At 71.4% G+C, this 17890-nt stretch carries 18 protein-coding genes; 13 read left to right on the top strand and 5 right to left on the bottom strand.

Annotation, left to right across the window (positions count from 1 at the left end):
- The first annotated feature begins 71 nt into the window (after positions 1-71).
- The gene (locus tag AC5020_RS06785; protein ID WP_464987688.1) at positions 72-548 is read left to right on the top strand and encodes a hypothetical protein; all 477 of its coding nucleotides are present in this window, start codon (positions 72-74) and stop codon (positions 546-548) included.
- Here the strand turns inward: AC5020_RS06785 and AC5020_RS06780 are convergent.
- Positions 541-1134 carry a thymidine kinase gene (locus AC5020_RS06780; protein ID WP_464987687.1) on the bottom strand — a complete coding sequence of 198 codons (594 nt, stop codon included), beginning with the start codon at positions 1132-1134 and terminating at the stop codon, positions 541-543. The two genes, AC5020_RS06785 and AC5020_RS06780, sit on opposite strands and share 8 nt — an antisense overlap.
- A 5-nt stretch (positions 1135-1139) precedes the next feature.
- Positions 1140-1655, bottom strand: a complete 516-nt coding sequence (locus AC5020_RS06775) for an O-acetyl-ADP-ribose deacetylase (protein ID WP_377793295.1) — start codon at positions 1653-1655, stop codon at positions 1140-1142.
- A 35-nt stretch (positions 1656-1690) separates the two neighbouring features.
- On the opposite strand from AC5020_RS06775, the gene AC5020_RS06770 reads away from it, so the two are divergent.
- The 8 genes from AC5020_RS06770 (at position 1691) to AC5020_RS06735 (ending at position 9172) form a co-directional block, all read left to right on the top strand.
- Positions 1691-2347 carry a mismatch-specific DNA-glycosylase gene (locus AC5020_RS06770; protein ID WP_464987686.1) on the top strand — a complete coding sequence of 219 codons (657 nt, stop codon included), beginning with the start codon at positions 1691-1693 and terminating at the stop codon, positions 2345-2347.
- 126 nt (positions 2348-2473) lie between these two features.
- Positions 2474-3496, top strand: coding sequence for an iron-siderophore ABC transporter substrate-binding protein (locus AC5020_RS06765; RefSeq protein WP_464987685.1), 1023 nt, complete (start codon positions 2474-2476; stop codon positions 3494-3496).
- Complete coding sequence (locus AC5020_RS06760) at positions 3493-4548, top strand: FecCD family ABC transporter permease (protein ID WP_464987684.1); 1056 nt, start codon at positions 3493-3495, stop codon at positions 4546-4548. The genes AC5020_RS06765 and AC5020_RS06760 overlap by 4 nt, the downstream gene beginning before the upstream one ends.
- Positions 4545-5630 carry a FecCD family ABC transporter permease gene (locus AC5020_RS06755; protein ID WP_464987683.1) on the top strand — a complete coding sequence of 362 codons (1086 nt, stop codon included), beginning with the start codon at positions 4545-4547 and terminating at the stop codon, positions 5628-5630. The genes AC5020_RS06760 and AC5020_RS06755 overlap by 4 nt, the downstream gene beginning before the upstream one ends.
- Entirely contained in the window at positions 5627-6457 is an 831-nt protein-coding gene (locus AC5020_RS06750) for an ABC transporter ATP-binding protein (protein ID WP_377019374.1), read from the top strand. The genes AC5020_RS06755 and AC5020_RS06750 overlap by 4 nt, the downstream gene beginning before the upstream one ends.
- A gap of 32 nt (positions 6458-6489) precedes the next feature.
- Positions 6490-7455 carry an ATP-grasp domain-containing protein gene (locus AC5020_RS06745; RefSeq protein WP_464987682.1) on the top strand — a complete coding sequence of 322 codons (966 nt, stop codon included), beginning with the start codon at positions 6490-6492 and terminating at the stop codon, positions 7453-7455.
- A 128-nt stretch (positions 7456-7583) separates the two neighbouring features.
- The gene (locus AC5020_RS06740) at positions 7584-8756 is read left to right on the top strand and encodes a baeRF2 domain-containing protein (RefSeq protein WP_464987681.1); all 1173 of its coding nucleotides are present in this window, start codon (positions 7584-7586) and stop codon (positions 8754-8756) included.
- 86 nt (positions 8757-8842) lie between these two features.
- Positions 8843-9172, top strand: coding sequence for a plasmid stabilization protein (locus tag AC5020_RS06735; RefSeq protein WP_464987680.1), 330 nt, complete (start codon positions 8843-8845; stop codon positions 9170-9172).
- 3 nt (positions 9173-9175) lie between these two features.
- Here the strand turns inward: AC5020_RS06735 and AC5020_RS06730 are convergent, their stop codons facing one another.
- From AC5020_RS06730 to AC5020_RS06720, 3 genes are read right to left on the bottom strand one after another with little or no spacing between them, the layout of a single operon-like run.
- Entirely contained in the window at positions 9176-9790 is a 615-nt protein-coding gene (locus AC5020_RS06730) for an endonuclease (protein ID WP_464987679.1), read from the bottom strand.
- 12 nt (positions 9791-9802) lie between these two features.
- The gene (locus AC5020_RS06725) at positions 9803-10585 is read right to left on the bottom strand and encodes an SCO1664 family protein (protein ID WP_377019380.1); all 783 of its coding nucleotides are present in this window, start codon (positions 10583-10585) and stop codon (positions 9803-9805) included.
- Complete coding sequence (locus AC5020_RS06720) at positions 10582-11229, bottom strand: histidine phosphatase family protein (RefSeq protein WP_464987678.1); 648 nt, start codon at positions 11227-11229, stop codon at positions 10582-10584. Before AC5020_RS06720 ends, AC5020_RS06725 begins: the two co-directional genes overlap by 4 nt.
- 57 nt (positions 11230-11286) lie before the next feature.
- On the opposite strand from AC5020_RS06720, the gene AC5020_RS06715 reads away from it, so the two are divergent.
- The 4 genes from AC5020_RS06715 (at position 11287) to AC5020_RS06700 (ending at position 17865) form a co-directional block, all read left to right on the top strand.
- Positions 11287-12672, top strand: a complete 1386-nt coding sequence (locus tag AC5020_RS06715) for a sigma 54-interacting transcriptional regulator (protein WP_464987677.1) — start codon at positions 11287-11289, stop codon at positions 12670-12672.
- Positions 12673-12703: 31 nt separating this feature from the next.
- Complete coding sequence (locus tag AC5020_RS06710; RefSeq protein ID WP_464987676.1) at positions 12704-14698, top strand: vWA domain-containing protein; 1995 nt, start codon at positions 12704-12706, stop codon at positions 14696-14698.
- A 195-nt stretch (positions 14699-14893) separates the two neighbouring features.
- On the top strand, positions 14894-16264 hold the full coding sequence (locus AC5020_RS06705; RefSeq protein WP_377019385.1) for a TerC family protein: 1371 nt from the start codon (positions 14894-14896) through the stop codon (positions 16262-16264).
- A 605-nt stretch (positions 16265-16869) separates the two neighbouring features.
- Positions 16870-17865, top strand: a complete 996-nt coding sequence (locus AC5020_RS06700) for a transglycosylase family protein (RefSeq protein ID WP_464987675.1) — start codon at positions 16870-16872, stop codon at positions 17863-17865.
- Positions 17866-17890: the final 25 nt, after the last annotated feature.

The raw sequence follows: 17890 nt of genomic DNA, 5'->3' as shown, positions 1-17890 counted from the left end.
GCGCATCGCACATCGCCTCGCGGTGCGGAATACTGCGTCACGACACGGCTGCCGGTCCTCGGGGGGAAGACATGGTCGACGCACAGTTTCCGCGCAGCGCGCGCAGGCGCCCGCTGTGGCATTGGCTGCTGGCCGCGGGCATCGCTGCGGTCGGCCTCGTGATCGTGGGCCTGTTCGCGGTGATCATCGCCTGGCAGCTCCTCACCCGCGGGAATCCGCAGTCGACGCTCGAGGACTTCTACTCCTCGCTCCAGTCCGGCGACTGCGAGCTGTTCGAGGACTCGACGACGCAGGAGTACCGCGAGTCGACGGGGCTGACCTCGTGCGAGGTCTTCGAGGAGACCGTCGGCGGCATGTCCGGGATCGACTACGAGGTCACCGAGCGCACCAACCGCCAGGGCTACGCGATCTTCGACGTGACCGAGACGTACACCGTCGACGGCCGGGACACCGAGGTCCAGCTGCAGTACTTCGTGCGCCGCACCGACGGCCAGTGGGATCTGGACGGGATCCGCCTGGTCGAGCCCGGGGACGACCCCATCACCTGATCCGGGCCCCGTCCGGCCGCTGGAGCCGGTGGCTGCGGCAGCGTGCCTGGTAGGACTCGCTGCCCCCGACCTGCTCGGCCGTCGGCCGCAGCGCATCGCCCGCCTCCCCGGCCAGGCGCACGTGGAAGGCTGCGTCGGCTCCGCAGACCGCGCACACCGCGGTCAGCTTCACGGCCTCCTCGGCGACGGCCATCAGGGCGGGGACCGGGTCGAACGGCTCCCCGTCGTAGGTGACGCAGAGCCCGGCGACCTCCACGTCGATGCCGGCCTCCAGCAGCTGCTCGATCACCGGCACGATCGAGGGGCCGAAGAACTGCGCCTCGTCGATCGCGAGCTTGTCCGGACGCTCCCCGTCGAGGACCTCCAGCACGTCGCGGGCCTCGCCGAGCATCCTGGCCGGTGTGGAGCGCCCGATGTGGGTGCTCAGGCGACCGGGCCCGGCACGGTCGTCCAGGCGATGGCCGATGACGTCGACGCGCAGGCCGGCGAGCCGCGAGCGGTGGACGCGTCGCAGCAGCTCCTCCGTCTTGCCGGCGAACATGGGGCCGGCGATCACGGTCAGCCGAGCTGCTTCGGGGCGGCGCATGGAGGTCACAGTACGCCGCGGAACGCCGCCTCGGCCGCCTCGCCGTAGGGCACGAACAGCACCTCGGCGATGTCGGCGCCGACCTCGTCGTCCATCGACCGGACCGTCTCGACGGCGATCCGGGCCGCATCCGGGAGCGGCCAGCCGTAGACGCCGGCGGAGATGGTGGGGAAGGCGACGCTGCGAGCGCCGATCGCGGCCGCGACGCGCAGTGATTCGCGGTAGCAGGAGGCCAGGGTCTCCGAGCGGTCCTCGTTCGTCGCGTGCACCGGGCCGACCGTGTGGATCACCCAGCGGGCCGGCAGGTCACCGGCTGTGGTGGCGACCGCCCGACCGGCGGGCAGGCCGTCGGGCAGCTCGTCCTCCCGCAGCCGTCTGCACTCGGCGAGGATCTCGGGCCCGCCGCGGCGGTGGATGGCGCCGTCGACGCCTCCGCCACCGAGCAGGGAGGAGTTCGCCGCGTTGACGATGGCGTCCGCGGCGGTCGTGGTGATGTCTCCGGGGGCGATCCGCAGCTCCATCGGCTCAGGATACCGAGCCGACGTACAGTGCCCGGATGAGCACGCGCCTCCCCTCTCCCCTGGCCGGCCGCAGGCCCACCCGCGAGGATCTCGCCCGCTTCGCCGCCCTCGAGGGCGATGCCATGGACGATGTCCTCCCGGACCCATCGCGCGGCGAGCAGCTGCGGCTGCTGATCGTCGGCATCAACCCGGGGCTGTGGACCGCCGCGGTCAACGCTCCCTTCGCCCGGCCGGGCAACCGCTTCTGGCCCTCCCTGCACCGCGCGGGTCTCACCCCGCACCTGATCGACGCCTCCCGCGGGCTGAGGGCCGAGGACGAGCAGGCACTGCGCGAGCGCGGCATCGGCATCACGAACCTGATCGGTCGGGCCACCGCGCGCGCCGACGAGCTCGGCCGGGCAGAGCTGCGCGAGGCCGGTGAGGTGCTCGGCCGCCGTGCCGCCGAGCTGCGGCCGGCCCTGGTGGCCATCGCCGGGATCACGGCCTTCCGCGCCGCGTTCGCGGTGCCGCGGGCGCAGCTGGGCCCGCAGGAGACCGCAGGTCTGGCCGGGTGGCCGGCGGAGGTGGCGCTGTGGGTGGTGCCCCAGCCCAGCGGCCTGAACGCTCACGCGACCGTGGAATCGCTGGCGGCGACCTGGCGGGACGTCGCCCGCCGCGCGGGAGTCCCGCTCGAGGATCCGCACGACCAGTGACACCCAGTTGCACGCAACACTGCTGTTGCGTATTTTGATGAGGCAAGCCTTAGCTGTTCTTCACCGGGCCGTGTCATGCCCGACCGGCGCCCGCCTCCGCGCGCGGCCACTGACGAAAGGCCTCTCATGACCCGTCTGTCCCGCCGCGCATTCGCCGGTTCCGCCGCCGTCCTGGCCGCCGCCCTCGCCGGCTGCTCCTCCTCCGGCCAGGCCGAGGAGGGCGGCTCCTCCGACGCCGGCGGAGGTGGCGAGATCACGATCGAGCACGCCTTCGGGACCACCGCCATCCCGGCGGCCCCCGAGGTCATCACCACCGTGGCGTGGGCCAACCACGAGGTGCCGCTGGCCCTCGGTGTGGTGCCCGCGGGGATGGCCGCGGCCAACTTCGGTGACGACGACGGGGACGGGGTCCTCCCCTGGGTCGCCGAGAAGCTCGAGGAGCTGGGGGCCGAGACCCCGGAGCTGTTCGACGAGTCCGACGGCATCGACTTCGAGGGCGTCGCCGATACCGCGCCCGACGTGATCCTCGCGGCCTATTCGGGCCTGACCCAGGAGGACTACGACACCCTCACCGCGATCGCCCCGACCGTGCCGTTCCCGGAGATCGCCTGGGGCACGCCCTGGCGCGAGATGATCACCGTCAATTCCACCGCGATGGGGATGGCCTCCGAGGGCGAGGCGCTGATCGCCGAGCTGGAGACCGAGATCGAGGACGCCGCCGCCGGGCACCCCGCGATCGCCGGCAAGAACGCCATGTTCCTGACCCACGTGGACACCACCGACCTCTCCGAGGTCAGCTTCTACACGGCCCACGACACCCGCACGATGTTCTTCGAGGATCTCGGGATGGCGATCGCCCCCAGCGTGGTCGCCGCCTCCGAGGACGCCACGGAGTTCTCCGCGACGATCAGCGCCGAGCAGGCCGACGTGTTCCACGACGTCGACATGATCGTGACCTACGGCGACGAGACCCTGATCGAGGCCCTCGAGGCCGACCCGCTGCTCTCCCAGATCCCCGCCGTCCAGAGCGGTGCCGTGGTGAACCTGCCCAGCGACAGCCCGCTGGGCACCGCGGCGAACCCCACCCCGCTGGCGATCTCCTACATCCTCGAGGACTACCTGGCCGAGCTGGACCGCGCCGTCTCGTGACCGCGACCGCCCCGAGCTCGGCCCCGGCCACAGCAGGCACCGCCGCCACGCTGCGGCGGTCGGCGCGCACGCGCACTCTCTGGCTGCTGGTCACGCTCGCGGTGCTGACGGCACTGATGGCGCTCTCGGTCACCATCGGGTCGCGCGAGGTCGGTGCGGCCGACATCCTCGCGGCTCTCGGCGGATCGACCGACGGATTCGGGCCGGCCGCGGTCGCCACGCGCATCCCCCGCACGCTGCTCGCCATCGCCGCGGGCGCCGCGCTCGGCGTCTCCGGTGCCGTGATGCAGGGCGTGACCCGCAACCCGCTCGCCGACCCCGGCATCCTGGGGATCAACACCGGTGCGTCGCTGGCCGTGGTGATCGGCATCGCCCACTTCGGCCTCACCGCCGCCTCGAGCTACATCTGGGTGGCGATCGTCGGCGCCGGCGCCACCGCGGTGCTCGTCCACACGCTCGGCTCGCTCGGCCGGGGCGGAGCCACCCCGCTGAAGCTCGCCCTCGCCGGGGCGGCCACCGGTGCGGCGCTGACCTCCTTCATCAGCGCTGTCGTGCTGCCCCGCTCCGACATCGGCGACAGCGTGCGCTCCTGGCAGATCGGCGGGGTGGGCGGCGGCACCTACGCCTCCCTGCAGCAGGTCGCCCCGTTCCTCCTCGGCGGTCTCGTACTCAGCCTCCTGTCCGCACGGGGGCTGAACACCCTGGCGCTCGGGGACGAGCTGGCGGCCGGACTCGGCGAGCGCGTCGCCGTGACCCGGGCGGTGGCCGCGCTCGGCGCCGTCGTGCTGTGCGGAGCGGCGACCGCGGTGACCGGCCCCATCGGCTTCGTCGGCCTGGTGGTCCCTCACGCGTGCCGGCTCCTGATCGGCGTGGACCACCGCTGGCTGCTGCCCTTCAGCGCGGTGGCCGGGGCGGCCCTGCTGACGGCGGCCGACGTCCTCGGTCGCATCGTCGCACGCCCCTCCGAGCTGGACGTCGGCATCGTCACCGCTCTGCTGGGAGCGCCGGTCTTCATCGCCATCGTCCGACGCCAGAGGCTGGCCTCCCTATGAGCGCCACGCTGAGCACGCGAACGCACGCTCCGAGCAGCACCGCTGCGCCCACGACCGGCACCCTGGCACGGGTCACCGCGGCCCGGCGCCGGCGCCGCACCCGCGCCGCCGTGACCATCATCGTCCTCGCCACGGCGATCCTGCTGGTCTTCTGCCTCTCGCTGATGGTGGGGCGGACGTTCTACACCCCCGCCGAGGTGCTGGCCGTCATCGCCGGCCAGGAGGTGCCCGGGGCGAGCTTCACCGTGGGCAGGCTGCGGCTGCCCCGCGCCGTGCTCGCGGTCCTGGCCGGGGCGTGCTTCGGTCTCGGCGGCGTCACCTTCCAGACCATGCTGCGCAACCCGCTGGCGAGCCCCGACATCATCGGCATCTCCTCGGGCGCCAGCGCCGCGGCGGCCTTCGGGATCGTGGTCCTCGGCCTGTCCGGCCCCGCGGTCTCGCTGCTGGCCATCCTCGCGGGCCTCGGCGTCGCCGTGCTGATCTACCTGCTGGCCGCGCGGGGCGGCATGGCCGGGATGCGGCTGATCCTGGTGGGCATCGGAGTCGCGGCGATGCTCCAGAGCCTGACCGACTGGGTGCTCACCGGTGCCGGCCAGTGGGACCTGCAGGAGGCGCTGCGCTGGCTCACCGGCAGCCTGAACAACACCTCCTGGCAGCAGACGGTGCCGGTCCTGGTCGCGCTCGCGGTGCTGGCCCCGGTGCTCCTCTCCCGCACCGGCGATCTGCGCGCCACCCAGCTCGGGGACGACGCCGCCCAGGCCCTCGGCGTACGCGTGGGCCGCACCCGGCTGATCGTCGTGGTCGCCGCCGTGGGGCTCATCTCCTTCGCCACCGCCGCCTGCGGGCCGATCGCCTTCGTCGCGTTCCTGTCCGGTCCGATTGCCGCCCGACTGGTCGGTCCGGGCTCCTCCCCGCTCGTCCCCGCCGCTCTGGTGGGCGCACTGCTGGTGCTCGTCGCGGATCTGCTGGGCCAGTACGCCACCGGTACCCGCTACCCGGTCGGCGTGGTCACCGGCGTGCTCGGGGCCCCGTATCTGATCTTTCTCATCATCCGCGTGAACCGTCGAGGGAGCACCCTGTGACCAGTGACCACACCCTGCGCGTCCAGGAGCTGACCCTCGGCTACGGCGAGCGCACCGTCATCGAGGGACTGGACCTCTCGGTGCTGCCCGGGAAGGTCACCGCGATCGTGGGCGCGAACGCCTCGGGCAAGTCGACGCTGCTGCGCTCGATGTCCCGCCTGCTGACGCCGCGGGCGGGCCGGGTGCTGCTGGACGGCCAGCAGGTCCACCGCATGCCCGCCAAGCACCTGGCCCGCCTCCTGGGACTGCTTCCCCAAGCCCCGATCACGCCCGAGGGGATCACGGTCGCCGATCTCGTCGGCCGCGGGCGGCACCCGCACCAGGGGGTCTTCTCCCGCTGGAGCCGCGCCGACGACGACGCGGTCGCCGCCGCCCTGGACGCGACCCGCACCGCGGACCTCGCCGACCGGCCGGTCGACGAGCTCTCCGGCGGGCAGCGCCAGCGCGTGTGGATCGCGATGGCGCTGGCGCAGGAGACCGATCTGCTGCTGCTGGACGAGCCCACCACGTTCCTGGACGTCAGCCACCAGGTCGAGGTGCTGGACCTGCTGACGGATCTGAACCGGGCCCGCGGGATCACCATCGTCATGGTGCTGCACGACCTGAATCTCGCCGCGCGCTACTGCGACCAGTTGGTGATGCTCGCCTCCGGCGCCGTGCGCGCGTGCGGCCGCCCCGCCGAGGTGCTCACGGAGGACCGCGTGCAGGAGGTCTTCGGCCTGACCAACCGGGTCATCACCGATCCGGTCTCCGGGCTGCCGCTGATGGTGCCGATCGGCCGCCATCACGGTCGAGCGCTGGAATATCCGGCCGCCGATGCGCATTGACGAAGCGCCCAGACATCGCCGACGAGGAGAAGATGATGAGCACCTCCGCCGCCACCGGTGAACCGGCCGTGCACGTGCTGCACGACAACCCCGAGTGGATGCCGCCCTTCCGCCGCGCCTTCGAGGCAGAAGGCGTGCCGCTGGTGGAGTGGCCGCTGGGGCAGGGCACCCTGGACCTGGACTCCGAGCCGCCGCGCGGGGTGTTTTGGTCGCGGCTGAGCGCCTCCTCCCACACCCGCGGCGCGCCTCTGGCGAAGGACGCGGCCCGCTCGATCACCAGCTGGGCCGCCTCCCGGGGCCGGCGCGTGGTGGGCGGCCGCGACGTCGCCGACCTCGAGGTCAGCAAGGTCATCCAGCACTCCGTGCTGCGCAGCGCGGGCTTCGACGTGCCGCGCACCGTGGCCGTCCACGGCCGCGAGGGCCTCCTCGAGGCGGCCGGAAGCATCGAGGCCCCCTTCATCACCAAGCACAACCAGGGCGGCAAGGGCCTGGGCGTGCGCCGATTCGAGGACCACGCCTCCTTCGCCGCGTACGTCGAGGGCGAGGAGTTCGAGGAGGCGGCCGACGGGATCACCCTGCTGCAGGAGCTCCTGGTCGCCGCCGAGCCCGCCATCACCCGCGCCGAGTTCGTCGGCGGCGAGTTCGTCTACGCGGTCCGGGTGGACACCTCCGGCGGCGGCTTCGAGCTGTGCCCCGCCGAGGCGTGCGCCGTGCCGGAACCGGGCGTCGAGCCGGAGCCGATGTTCCGCATCCGCCCCGAGGTCACCGCCGAGGATCCCCTGATCCGCGGCTACCGGGACCTGCTGGCGCGGCACGGTATCGAGATCGCCGGCGTCGAGTACATGCGGACGGTCGACGGCCGCACCGTCACCTACGACATCAACACCAACACCAACTACAACCCGGACGTCGAGAACGGTCTCGAGATGCCGGCGGCCCGGCACATCGCGCGCTGGCTCGGCGGTCTGCTGCGTCAGGAGACCGGCGGCGAGCACTGACTCGGCCACCGCCTCGGGATGCCGCTTGCGGCGGCCCCCACCGCGTGGAAGGGTGGGACGACCCACGCGGTGCAACGAGGCCGAGCTGGGAGCTCGGTCCCCGCACGTCGAGCACGCAGGAGGTCACAGTGAAACTGCCCTGGCTCAAGCCGGCACTCGAACGGTCCGGTCCCTTCACCTCGGTCCACCTCGACACCACCAGGACGGATCCGCACTCCGCCGCCGAGCTCGAGACGCGTTGGTCGCAGATGCGCTCCTCGCTCGCGGCCGACGGCGCCCCGGACGACCTGCTGACCCGGATCGAGGAGACGGTGCTCAGCCCGTCCCCGATCGGCGGCCGCCACGGCCGCACGATCATCGCCACCGACGACGAGATCCTCATCGACCGCGTCCTGCCCGTGCCGCCGCTGCAGGAGTCGGTGCACAGGGGCGAGTCGCCTCAGCTGCTGCCGCTGCTGCAGCTGACGCCGTTCGCCGTCAGCCAGCTGCTGATCGTCGTGGATCGAGCGGGCGCTGATCTGCATCTGCGCGCCCCGGAGAACCCGTCGATCGCACAGGGGCCCAACGGGCTGGGCGCGGACGACACGGTCGAGGGCGGCCACGACGAGCTGCACAAGGCCAACCTCGGCGGCGGGACCCAGCACGGCTGGCGCGCGAACAACTACGAGGCCCGGGTCGAGGACTCCTGGGAGCGCAATGCCGACGCGGTCGCCGAGAAGGTCGACCGGATCGTGCGCGAGCACGACCCCGACATGGTGCTGCTCAGCGGCGACGTGCGCGCGATGAGCCTGTGCAAGGACGCCGTGGGCCGTGAGGTCCGGGAGCGGCTGCAGGATGTCTCCGGCGGCACCCGCGGCGTGGCGCTGGAGCGCGACTCGTTCCGCGAGGTCGTCGCCCGCACCACCCGGGAGTTCATCGACGAACGCCAGCGCGCGCTCTCGGAGCGGTTCCACGAGAGCCAGGCCCGCGACGGCGCCTCCGTCGGCGGTGCGCGCGAGGTGGGCCAGGCCCTGGACCGCGGTCAGGTCGAGGAGCTCATCTTCGTCTCCGGCACCGAGCCGGCCGGCATCGAGAGTCTGCTGCGCCGGGCCATCCTCACCGACGCCTCCGTCTCCGCGCTGGAGGCGGAGTTCGACGGGATCCCGGAAGGCGTCGGCGCCCTGCTGCGCTGGCGCGACGAGGCCACCCCGTCGAACCGGATCGGCAGCATGAGCGGAGACACCCAGCGCGAGGACGCGGTCGAGCCCGAGCGCGAGGAGCCCTCGCCGCGGGCCGAGGAGGAGGAGCAGCTGCGCAGCTGAGAACCGCTTGGTCCGGGCGCTCGACGCTCGGGGCGAGGACTTCCAGTATGGGGATGGACGAGTTTTCCTGAGGGAAGGAGCCGATCATGCCCGAGGCATGGAGCGAGAAGCGCGAACGGCAGTACGAGCACGTCAAGGACAGCGTGAAGGACCAGGGCCGCTCGGAGGACACGGCGGAGGAGATCGCCGCCCGCACGGTCAACAAGACGCGGGCCCAGGAAGGCGAGGCCGACGAGGCCTCGAAGACCTCCACCGAGGACAAGTCCCCGTCCGAGCGCGGCGGCGAGCGGTCCGGCCAGGGCCCCCAGGGCCGTACCAAGGAGCAGCTGTACGAGGACGCCAAGCGCCAGGGCGTCGAGGGCCGCTCGAAGATGGACAAGGACGAGCTGGAGGACGCGGTCGAGGACCGCGAGTGAGTCCTACCCCTCCAGCGCGACCCGCACCAGGGCCGCAGCCAGCCGGGGCCGGTCGCCGGGGTCGATGAGGGCGTCCAGTGCCGCGACGTCCTCGGGCAGCCCGGCGCGCCGGGCCCCGTCCAGGGCCTTGGCATCGAGGAACGGGCCCAGCTCCGGCCAGATGCCCTGCACCTCGCGGACGAAGATCGCGGCGCCCGTCGGCCCGATGCCCGGAAAGGCCTGCAGGAGATCCAGGACGCCCTCACGATCCTCGGCCTGCTCGCGGAGCCGGCGCAGGTCACCGCGGTACTCCTCGAGCAGCAGCTCGGCACCGTCCCCGAGCCGCGTCGCGGTGGACTCGTCATACCGGCGGTAGTGCCCACGACCGAGCGCGTCGACCCGCTGCTGCCAGCTCGCCTCACGCATCCGCTGCGGCGTGCGATACCCGGCGCGGGAGAGCTCGATCGCGGCGTCCACCGCGATGTCGGCGCTGATCCGGGTCGACAGCAGCGTGGACAGCACCAGCAGCCGGTACAGCGGCGAGGGCGTATCCCGCAGCGTGATGCCCGCCTGCTTGGCATAGGTGGTCCCATACGTCTCCAGCAGCTCGGCGACGGTCTTCTCGTGCTCCCGTGCCATCCTTCGCTCCTCTCAGATCAGCGGCCAGGGGAATCGCATCCCCGTCGGGTCCCCGGGCAGCTCGCCGACCGCGGTGAGCCAGCGGGCGCGTCCCTGCAGCGCTCGCACCTCCGCGGGCTCGAGCAGGTCCGCGACCTCTGCGGGCACCTCGTCGACGACATCCCACAACGACTCCAGAGTCTCGTCCTCCAACGCCTCCCCGGCGAAGTCCCAGATCACGGTGCGCAGCTTGAGATCCTCGGAGAAGCACAGCCCGTGGTCGATCGCCCACACCCGCCCGTCGGTCCCACGCAGCACGTGACCCGCCTTGCGGTCCGCGTTGTTGGCGAGGATGTCGAAGACGGCCAGTCGCCGCAGCTGCTCCTGGACGTCCTCGCCCGCCCCGTCGGCCGAGGCCTCCAGCAGACCGAGCCCGAAGGGGTCGCCGAATCCCTCGAGCACGACGGGCAGAACGTGCCCCGTGCTGCGCGTGTACAGCGTGAAGTAGTGCTCGTCCGGGTCGTGGTGGCGGAACAGCTGGTAGGAGCCGACCCCGAAGGGTCCGTCCTCGCGGATGACCGTCGGCGGCACCAGGCCCCAGCCCAGATGCTGCGAGAGCAGGTAGGCGGCCCGCTCCCGCCGATACAGGCCGGGTGGGAAGTCGTGCAGGGGCCGCTCGCCCAGCTCGGGCTTGTACACGGCGTGCACGTCAGCGCAGGCTTCGCCCAGCCGCACCAGGAACGTCTCGTTGCTCGAGCCGACGATCCCGCCGAGCAGTTCGATCGGCTCCGTCTCGAGGGCGTGGAGCTCGTTCACTGCGCGGTGAGATCGGCCAGGGAACGAGTTCCGGAGTTGGTCAGCAGCACCACCGGGTCCCCGTGCTCCGGATACTCGATGGCCGAGACGGAGGCCGGGGAGACCGAGAGCCTCTGCATCGCATCCAGACCGCCGGCGAGGGCGTGGGCGAGCAGACTGCGGATGGGATCGGCGTGGGAGAAGCACACCACGGTGCCGCCGGGGTGCTCGGTGCGCAGGCGCTCGACGAGCGAGACCATCCGGTTCTGCATGTCGGCGAAGCTCTCCCCGCCGGGAAAGGTGAACTGCGAGGGCGCGGACTGCACGGTGCGCCATTCGGGCAGCCGTGAGAGGTCGGCGAGCTTCTGCCCGGTCCACTCCCCGACGTCGCACTCCAGCAGCAGCTCCTCGTGCCTCAGAGTGAGCCCGGTGCGCTCGGCCGTGGGCGTCGCCGTCTCCACTGCCCGCTCCAACGGCGAGGTCAGCAGGGCGCTCAGCGGGCGATGCGCGTGGCGTTCGAGAAGCCGCTCGGCCACCTGCTCGGCCTGGGCGCGGCCGGAGTCGGCCAGGTGCAGGCCGCTCGCCCGCCCGGGCAGCAGGGTGCCGGTGGTCGAGGTGGTCCCGTGACGCACCAGCAGGATCAGGGTGCCCGTGTGCTCGCTCATCGATCACAGAGTAGGCACGCCTCCCACACGAAGGACAGAGAGGTCTACCGTGTGGGTGTGAGCCAGAAGCCTGAGATCACCACCCTCGGCGAGCTGCGCGCCGCCGGATACACCCACCGCACCCTGCGCGAGGAGATGCGCGAGAACCTGCTGGCCGCCCTGGCCGAGGGCCGCTCCCCCTGGCCCGGCATGCACGGCTTCGAGCAGACCGTCATCCCGCAGCTCGAGCGTGCCATCATTGCCGGCCACGACGTGGTCCTGCTCGGTGAGCGCGGGCAGGGCAAGACCCGCCTCCTGCGCACCCTCGCGGGCCTGCTCGACGAATGGGTCCCCGCCGTCGGCGGCTCCGAGCTGCACGAGGACCCCTTCGACCCGATCACCGACGCGACCCGTGAACGCCTCTCGGCCGAGGGCGAGACCCTGCCGATCGTCTGGCTGCACCGCAGCGAGCGGTACGTCGAGAAGCTCTCCACGCCCGACACCTCGGTGGCCGACATGATCGGTGACGTCGACCCGATGCGGGTCGCGGAGGGCCGCCGGCTGGGTGACCCCGAGACCATCCACTACGGGCTGGTCCCCCGCGCCAATCGCGGCATCGTGGCACTGAACGAGCTGCCCGACCTGGCCGAACGCATCCAGGTCGCGCTGCTGAACGTCATGGAGGAGCGCGACGTGCAGGTGCGCGGCTACGTGCTGCGGCTCCCGCTGGACGTGATGGTCGCCGCCTCGGCGAACCCGGAGGACTACACCAACCGCGGGCGGATCATCACCCCGCTGAAGGACCGATTCGGCGCCGAGATCCGCACCCACTACCCGCTCGAGATCGCCGACGAGATCGCCGTGACCCGCCAGGAGGCCGAGCTCGCCGCCGCGGTGCCCGACGTGCTGCTGGAGATCCTCGCCCGCTTCACCCGCAACCTGCGTGACTCCGCGGCCGTGAACCAGGCCTCCGGGGTCTCGGCCCGCTTCGCCATCGCCGCCGCGGAGACCGTCGCCGCGGCCGCCCTGCACCGCGCGACGGTGCGCGATGACGAGGCCGTGGCCCGGCCCGTCGACCTGGAGACGGCGATCGACGTTCTCGGCGGCAAGGTCGAGTTCGAATCCGGCGAGGAGGGGCGCGAACTCGAGATCCTCGAGCACCTGCTGCGCACCGCCACCGCCGAGACCGTCCGCGAGCACTTCCGCAACCTCGACCTGGGCCCGCTGGTGGAGGCCTTCGACGGGTCCCAGACCGTCACCACCGGCGACAAGGTGACGGCCACGGAATTCCTCGAGTCCCTGCCCGAGCTGTCCGCCCCGGAGGTGTACGACGAGATCGCCGAACGGCTCGGCGCGCACAGTCCCGGTGAGCGGGCCGGGGCGATCGAGCTGGCCCTGGAGGGCCTGTTCCTGGTCCGCCGCCTCTCCAAGGAGAGCGGGGCCGGGGAGACGGTCTACGGCTGAGTGCTCCTCGGCCGAGAAGGAGGATGACGCGATGCCCCGACCCCAGCGCCGCGCCCGCTACGGGCGGTTCACCGGAGGCCCCGATCCGCTCGCGCCCCCCGTCGACCTCGCCGAGGCCCTCGATGCCGTCTCCGAGGGGGTCATGGACGGCTATTCGCCCGAGAACGCCCTGCGGGAGTTCCTGCGCCGCGGCGGCCGCAGCCGTGAGGGACTCGACGAGCTCGCCGGCCGCGTCCAGCAGCGGCGGCGCGATCTGCTGAGCCGGCACCGCCTCGACGGCACGTTGCAGGAGGTCAAGATGCTGCTGGACAAGGCGGTCCTCGCCGAGCGCGGGCAGCTGGCCCGAGACACCGAGATGGATCCCACCGACCGCACGCTGCGGGAGATGACGATCGATAACCTGCCGGCCTCCACGTCGGCCGCGGTCACCGAGCTCGCCGGCTACGACTGGGCCTCCACCGAGGGCCGGGAGACCTATCAGCAGATCCAGGAGCTGCTGGGCCGGGAGATGCTCGACCAGCGCTTCGCCGGGATGAAGCAGGCCCTCGAAGGAGCGACCGACGAGGACCGCGCGGCCATCACCGAGATGCTCCGGGACCTCGGCGACCTGTTGGAGAAGCACGCTCGCGGCGAGGACACCTCCCAGGATTTCGACGAGTTCATGGCCAAGCACGGGGATGCCTTCCCCGAGGACCCCCAGGACATCGACGAGCTGATCGACGTGCTGGCCCAGCGCTCGGCCGCCGCCGCGCGGATGCTCCGCTCGATGACGCCCGAGCAGCGCGAGGAACTGATGGCGCTGTCCGGCCAGGCCTTCGGGTCACCGGAGCTGATGGCGCAGCTGGCCCGCATGGACGGGGCTCTGCAGGCGCTGCGCCCGGGTGAGGACTGGACCGGTTCGGAGTCCTTCGACGGGGAGGAGGGGCTCGGTCTCGGCGAGGGTGCGGGCGTGATGCAGGACCTCGCCGATCTCGACAATCTCGCCGAACAGCTCTCGCAGTCCTATGCGGGCTCGAGTCTGTCGGATCTCGACATCGAAGCCCTGACCCGGCACCTGGGTCAGGACGCCGCGGTCTCGGCCCGCACGCTGCAGGAGCTCGAACAGGCCATGCGGGATTCCGGGTACCTCAGTCGCTCCGCCGACGGGACTCTGCGGCTCTCCCCCGCCGCGACGCGGAAGCTGGGCGCGTCCCTGCTGCGCGACACCGCGAGCAGACTCTCCTCCCGCACCGGGGCCCGCGAGACCCGCCAGGCCGGCGCGGCCGGCGAGCAGACCGGCGCCACGCGCCCGTGGCAGTTCGGCGATGCCGAGCCGTGGGACGTCGGCCGCTCCCTGACCAATGCGATCACCCGCACCGCCGGCGAGGGCGGCGACCCCGGTGCCGGGGTGCACCTGCAGGTGGAGGACATCGAGGTGCGGGAGACCGAGGCCCGCAGCCGGGCGGCCGTCGCACTGCTCGTGGACACCTCGTTCTCGATGGCGATGGAGGGCCGCTGGGTGCCGATGAAGCGCACCGCCCTGGCGCTGCACCACCTGATCAGCACCCGATTCCGGGGCGATGCGCTGCAGCTGGTCTCCTTCGGCCGCTACGCGCGCACCCGCGAGATCGGCGAGCTGCTGGCGCTCGAGGCGGTGCACGAGCAGGGCACCAACCTCCACCACGGGCTGATGCTCGCCGGACAGTTCTTCCGCAAGCACCCCGGCATGCAGCCCGTGCTGCTGGTGGTGACCGACGGCGAGCCCACCGCGCAGCTGCTTCCCGGCGGCGAGTCCTGGTTCTCCTACCCGCCCGAGGCCGAGACGATCACCGCCACCGTGGCGGAGCTGGACCGACTCGGCCGGGCCGGGGCCTCGACCACCTTCTTCCGGCTCGGGGACGACCCTGGCCTCACCAGGTTCCTGGCGGCGATGGCCCGACGCGTCGGCGGCACCGTCGTCGCCCCGGACCCCGAGGATCTCGGGGCGGCCGTGGTCGACGAGTTCCTCCACGCCCACCGGGACACCGGGCCTGACGACCTGCTCTGAGGTGCCCTTGCTCTCAGCGTTCTCGCGGGCGTTCAGGGCTCCTGTGTAGACTCCGTGTCGGCAACGGGGGAGTATCCGCCACGCTGCGCACGTCATCACGAGAACTGACGAGGGTTCTCCGGGCGCAACGGCCCGCCGACAGGAATCGGCGGGTGGAGAGACCCGGGTCCATACAGCGACCCGGAAAGCAGGACCATGACTGTCTCCCCACTCATCTGGGCCCTCACGATCGCCGTGATCGTGGGCCTGTTGGCCTTCGACTACATCTTCCACGTGCGCAAGGCGCACATCCCCACGCTCCGCGAGGCCGCGGTCTGGTCGTCGATCTACATCGCGATCGCCGTCGTCTTCGGCCTGCTCGTACTGCTGTTCGGCGGCGGACAGGCAGGCGGCGAGTACTTCGCCGGCTACATCACCGAGAAGGCGCTCTCGGTCGACAACCTCTTCGTGTTCCTCGTGATCATGAGCAGCTTCCGCGTGCCGCGCGAGGACCAGCAGAAAGTGCTGCTGTTCGGCATCACCTTCGCGATCATCGCCCGCACCGGCCTGATCGCCGGCGGCGCCGCGATCATCGAGCACTTCGCCTGGGCGTTCTACTTCTTCGGCCTGATCCTCCTGCTGACCGCGGGCAACATGCTCAAGCCGGAGGACGAGGACAAGGACGACGCCAACAACTTCGTCGTCCGCCTCGCCAAGCGCGTGCTGCCGACCACCGACGTCTACGACGGCGACCGCCTGACCACGCAGGTGGACGGCAAGCGCGTGATGACCCCGATGCTGCTGGTCATGGTGGCCGTGGGCGGCACCGACGTGCTGTTCGCGCTCGACTCGATCCCGGCGATCTTCGGGCTGACTCAGAACACCTTCATCGTCTTCACCGCGACCGTGTTCTCGCTGCTGGGCCTGCGGCAGCTGTACTTCCTGCTCGACGGCCTGCTGGATCGCCTGGTCTACCTCTCCTACGGCCTGGCGGCGATCCTGGGCTTCATCGGCGTCAAGCTCATCCTCCACGCGCTGCATGAGAACGAGCTCGGCATCATCAACCACGGCGAGCCGGTCCCGGTTCCCGAGGTCACGACCTCGCTCTCCCTCGGGGTGATCATCACCGTCCTGACCCTCACGGTCATCGCCTCGCTGGTCTCGCGGCGCGGACGCGCACAGAACACCGTCTCCAGCGCCCGCCGCGACGCCGAAGCGTACGTGTCGATGACGTACACGTCCTTCGAGCAGGAGCGGGAGCGCGTGTACCGCCGCCTGATGGAGAACGAGGAGAAGCTGAAGAACCTGCCGGAGAAGTACCAGGACCTGGTGCACGAGGAGAAGTCCCTCAGCGAGCTGCTGGACGATGCCCACGCGATGGCCCAGAAGCGCTGGAGCGATCGTCAGGGCGGCACGCGCAGCGACGAGCACCCCGAAGGGCTGTCGACCATCGGGCCCGACGGCAAGGTCCGCAAGGACGCCGACGGGAACATCCTCGTCGAGGATCCCCGGGCAGGCTCCGCTCCGGCGGATCAGTCCCGAGACTCGGCCTCTCGTGAGGAGAACGACGGCCCCGAGGAGCGCTGACCTCCGCGCTTGATCTCCTACGGGAGGAACGTCGACCCGGGCCCCGTCGCATAGCGGCGGGGCCCGTCGACGTCCCCGGGTGATGAGGTGCCGCGACGCCGGTCTGATCCCGTCCCCTTCGCGTGACGTGGTGCCACCGGGCCGGTCGGGGCTTTGATCGACACCGCCCGCTGACCGTTCCCGCCGCGCGATCCACCCGACCCGGAGCCCGACCGCCTGCGCCCTGCCACTCCGTGGCGGCGAGCTGGCCGCACCGCCGCGGTCCGGTGCGTCGGAAATGCGACGGTTCGCCATCGGAACCGGCCGCACACACCACCTTCACTAAGCCTCCTGGAGGCGCACGTCACTATCGTTGTTATAGCCCCGTGATCTGAGGAACAAAGGGCGCCTACATCACATGACGTGCGCGAACACGTGAGGGCATCTCCATTCATGCAGGTCACAGCACCGGCATCGCCGTCGCCGAATGTCATAGTCCTGAAACGCAAGAGTAAAAAAGCCGTCACCCCTCCCCCATCTCTCTTGCCTTCAGGGGGAGTGCGGGCCCTACCGTGGCCGACGTTCGAGATACGCGAGATACGCGAGACATCCGAAAGGACGTGTTCATGCCGAAGCACAACACGCATGCCATGAGGACCCCGGCCCTGCGCCGTGGCCTGACCCGTACCGCCGTCACCCTCGCCGGTGGCGCAGTCGTCGCCACCGGCATGCTGGCCGGCGGCAGCGCAGCGAACGCCGCGGGCGGCTGGGACGACGTCGCGCAGTGCGAGTCCGGCGGCGACTGGTCCATCAACACCGGTAACGGTTACTACGGCGGCCTGCAGTTCAGCCAGCAGACCTGGGAAGGCTACGGCGGCACGCAGTACGCCCCCAGCGCCGATCAGGCCTCCAAGAGCGAGCAGATCGCCATCGGCGAGAAGGTCCTCGCGGGCCAGGGTGCCGGCGCATGGCCGAATTGCGGCGTGCACCTCAGCGGCGGCGCCGAGACCGGCGGTGCTCCCGCTGCGTCCGACGACGAGGGCGAGGAGGAGAGCTCCCAGCAGGAGGACTCCCAGCAGCAGGAGTCGCAGGAGCAGGAGCAGGACTCCCAGGAGCAGCAGTCCGGCGAGCAGGAGCAGCGGGAGTCCCGCGAGGACGACAGCAGCAGCCGCGACGAGGACCGCAGCGAGCGCAAGGACGAGGAGGATTCCCAGCAGAAGCAGGATGAGTCCGAGCAGTCCGAGTCCGAGGAGCAGCAGTCCGAGCAGGCTCAGGAGTCCGAGAAGCCGGAGCAGGCTGAGCAACCGGAGAAGTCCGCCGGCGAGCCGGGCTCCAAGGCGACCGGTGACCTCTCCGTCGCCGGCACCCTCGAGGTCGACGGCAAGGTCGGCCCCAAGACCATCACCGCGCTCCAGGATTGGCTGGGCGTCGAGCAGACCGGTGAGATGGACGAGGAGACCACCCTCGCGCTCCAGGCGTGGGCCAACACCGAGCAGGACGGCGTGATCGGTGAGGACACCGTGGCCGGCCTGCAGCACGAGATCGGTGCCGCCCAGAACGGTTCCGACGAGATCGATGAGGACACCGCGGAGGTCCTGCAGACCTTCCTCAACCTCTACTGATCCTTCTGCGGCACGACGCCGCTGA

The sequence above is a fragment of the Brachybacterium sp. SYSU DS0246 genome (assembly GCF_059391765.1).
Note: the sequence above shows the minus strand (reverse complement) of the source record. Positions and strands in the feature narration are given on the sequence as shown.

Coding starts and splice junctions, on each gene's coding strand:
- AC5020_RS06765 (WP_464987685.1), top strand. CDS start 2,474: ATGACCCGTCTGTCCCGCCGCGCATTCGCCGGTTCCGCCGCCGTCCTG.
- AC5020_RS06705 (WP_377019385.1), top strand. CDS start 14,894: ATGACTGTCTCCCCACTCATCTGGGCCCTCACGATCGCCGTGATCGTG.
- AC5020_RS06785 (WP_464987688.1), top strand. CDS start 72: ATGGTCGACGCACAGTTTCCGCGCAGCGCGCGCAGGCGCCCGCTGTGG.
- AC5020_RS06780 (WP_464987687.1), bottom strand. CDS start 1,134: ATGCGCCGCCCCGAAGCAGCTCGGCTGACCGTGATCGCCGGCCCCATG.
- AC5020_RS06775 (WP_377793295.1), bottom strand. CDS start 1,655: ATGGAGCTGCGGATCGCCCCCGGAGACATCACCACGACCGCCGCGGAC.
- AC5020_RS06745 (WP_464987682.1), top strand. CDS start 6,490: ATGATGAGCACCTCCGCCGCCACCGGTGAACCGGCCGTGCACGTGCTG.
- AC5020_RS06700 (WP_464987675.1), top strand. CDS start 16,870: ATGCCGAAGCACAACACGCATGCCATGAGGACCCCGGCCCTGCGCCGT.
- AC5020_RS06770 (WP_464987686.1), top strand. CDS start 1,691: ATGAGCACGCGCCTCCCCTCTCCCCTGGCCGGCCGCAGGCCCACCCGC.
- AC5020_RS06720 (WP_464987678.1), bottom strand. CDS start 11,229: ATGAGCGAGCACACGGGCACCCTGATCCTGCTGGTGCGTCACGGGACC.
- AC5020_RS06755 (WP_464987683.1), top strand. CDS start 4,545: ATGAGCGCCACGCTGAGCACGCGAACGCACGCTCCGAGCAGCACCGCT.
- AC5020_RS06710 (WP_464987676.1), top strand. CDS start 12,704: ATGCCCCGACCCCAGCGCCGCGCCCGCTACGGGCGGTTCACCGGAGGC.
- AC5020_RS06730 (WP_464987679.1), bottom strand. CDS start 9,790: ATGGCACGGGAGCACGAGAAGACCGTCGCCGAGCTGCTGGAGACGTAT.
- AC5020_RS06735 (WP_464987680.1), top strand. CDS start 8,843: ATGCCCGAGGCATGGAGCGAGAAGCGCGAACGGCAGTACGAGCACGTC.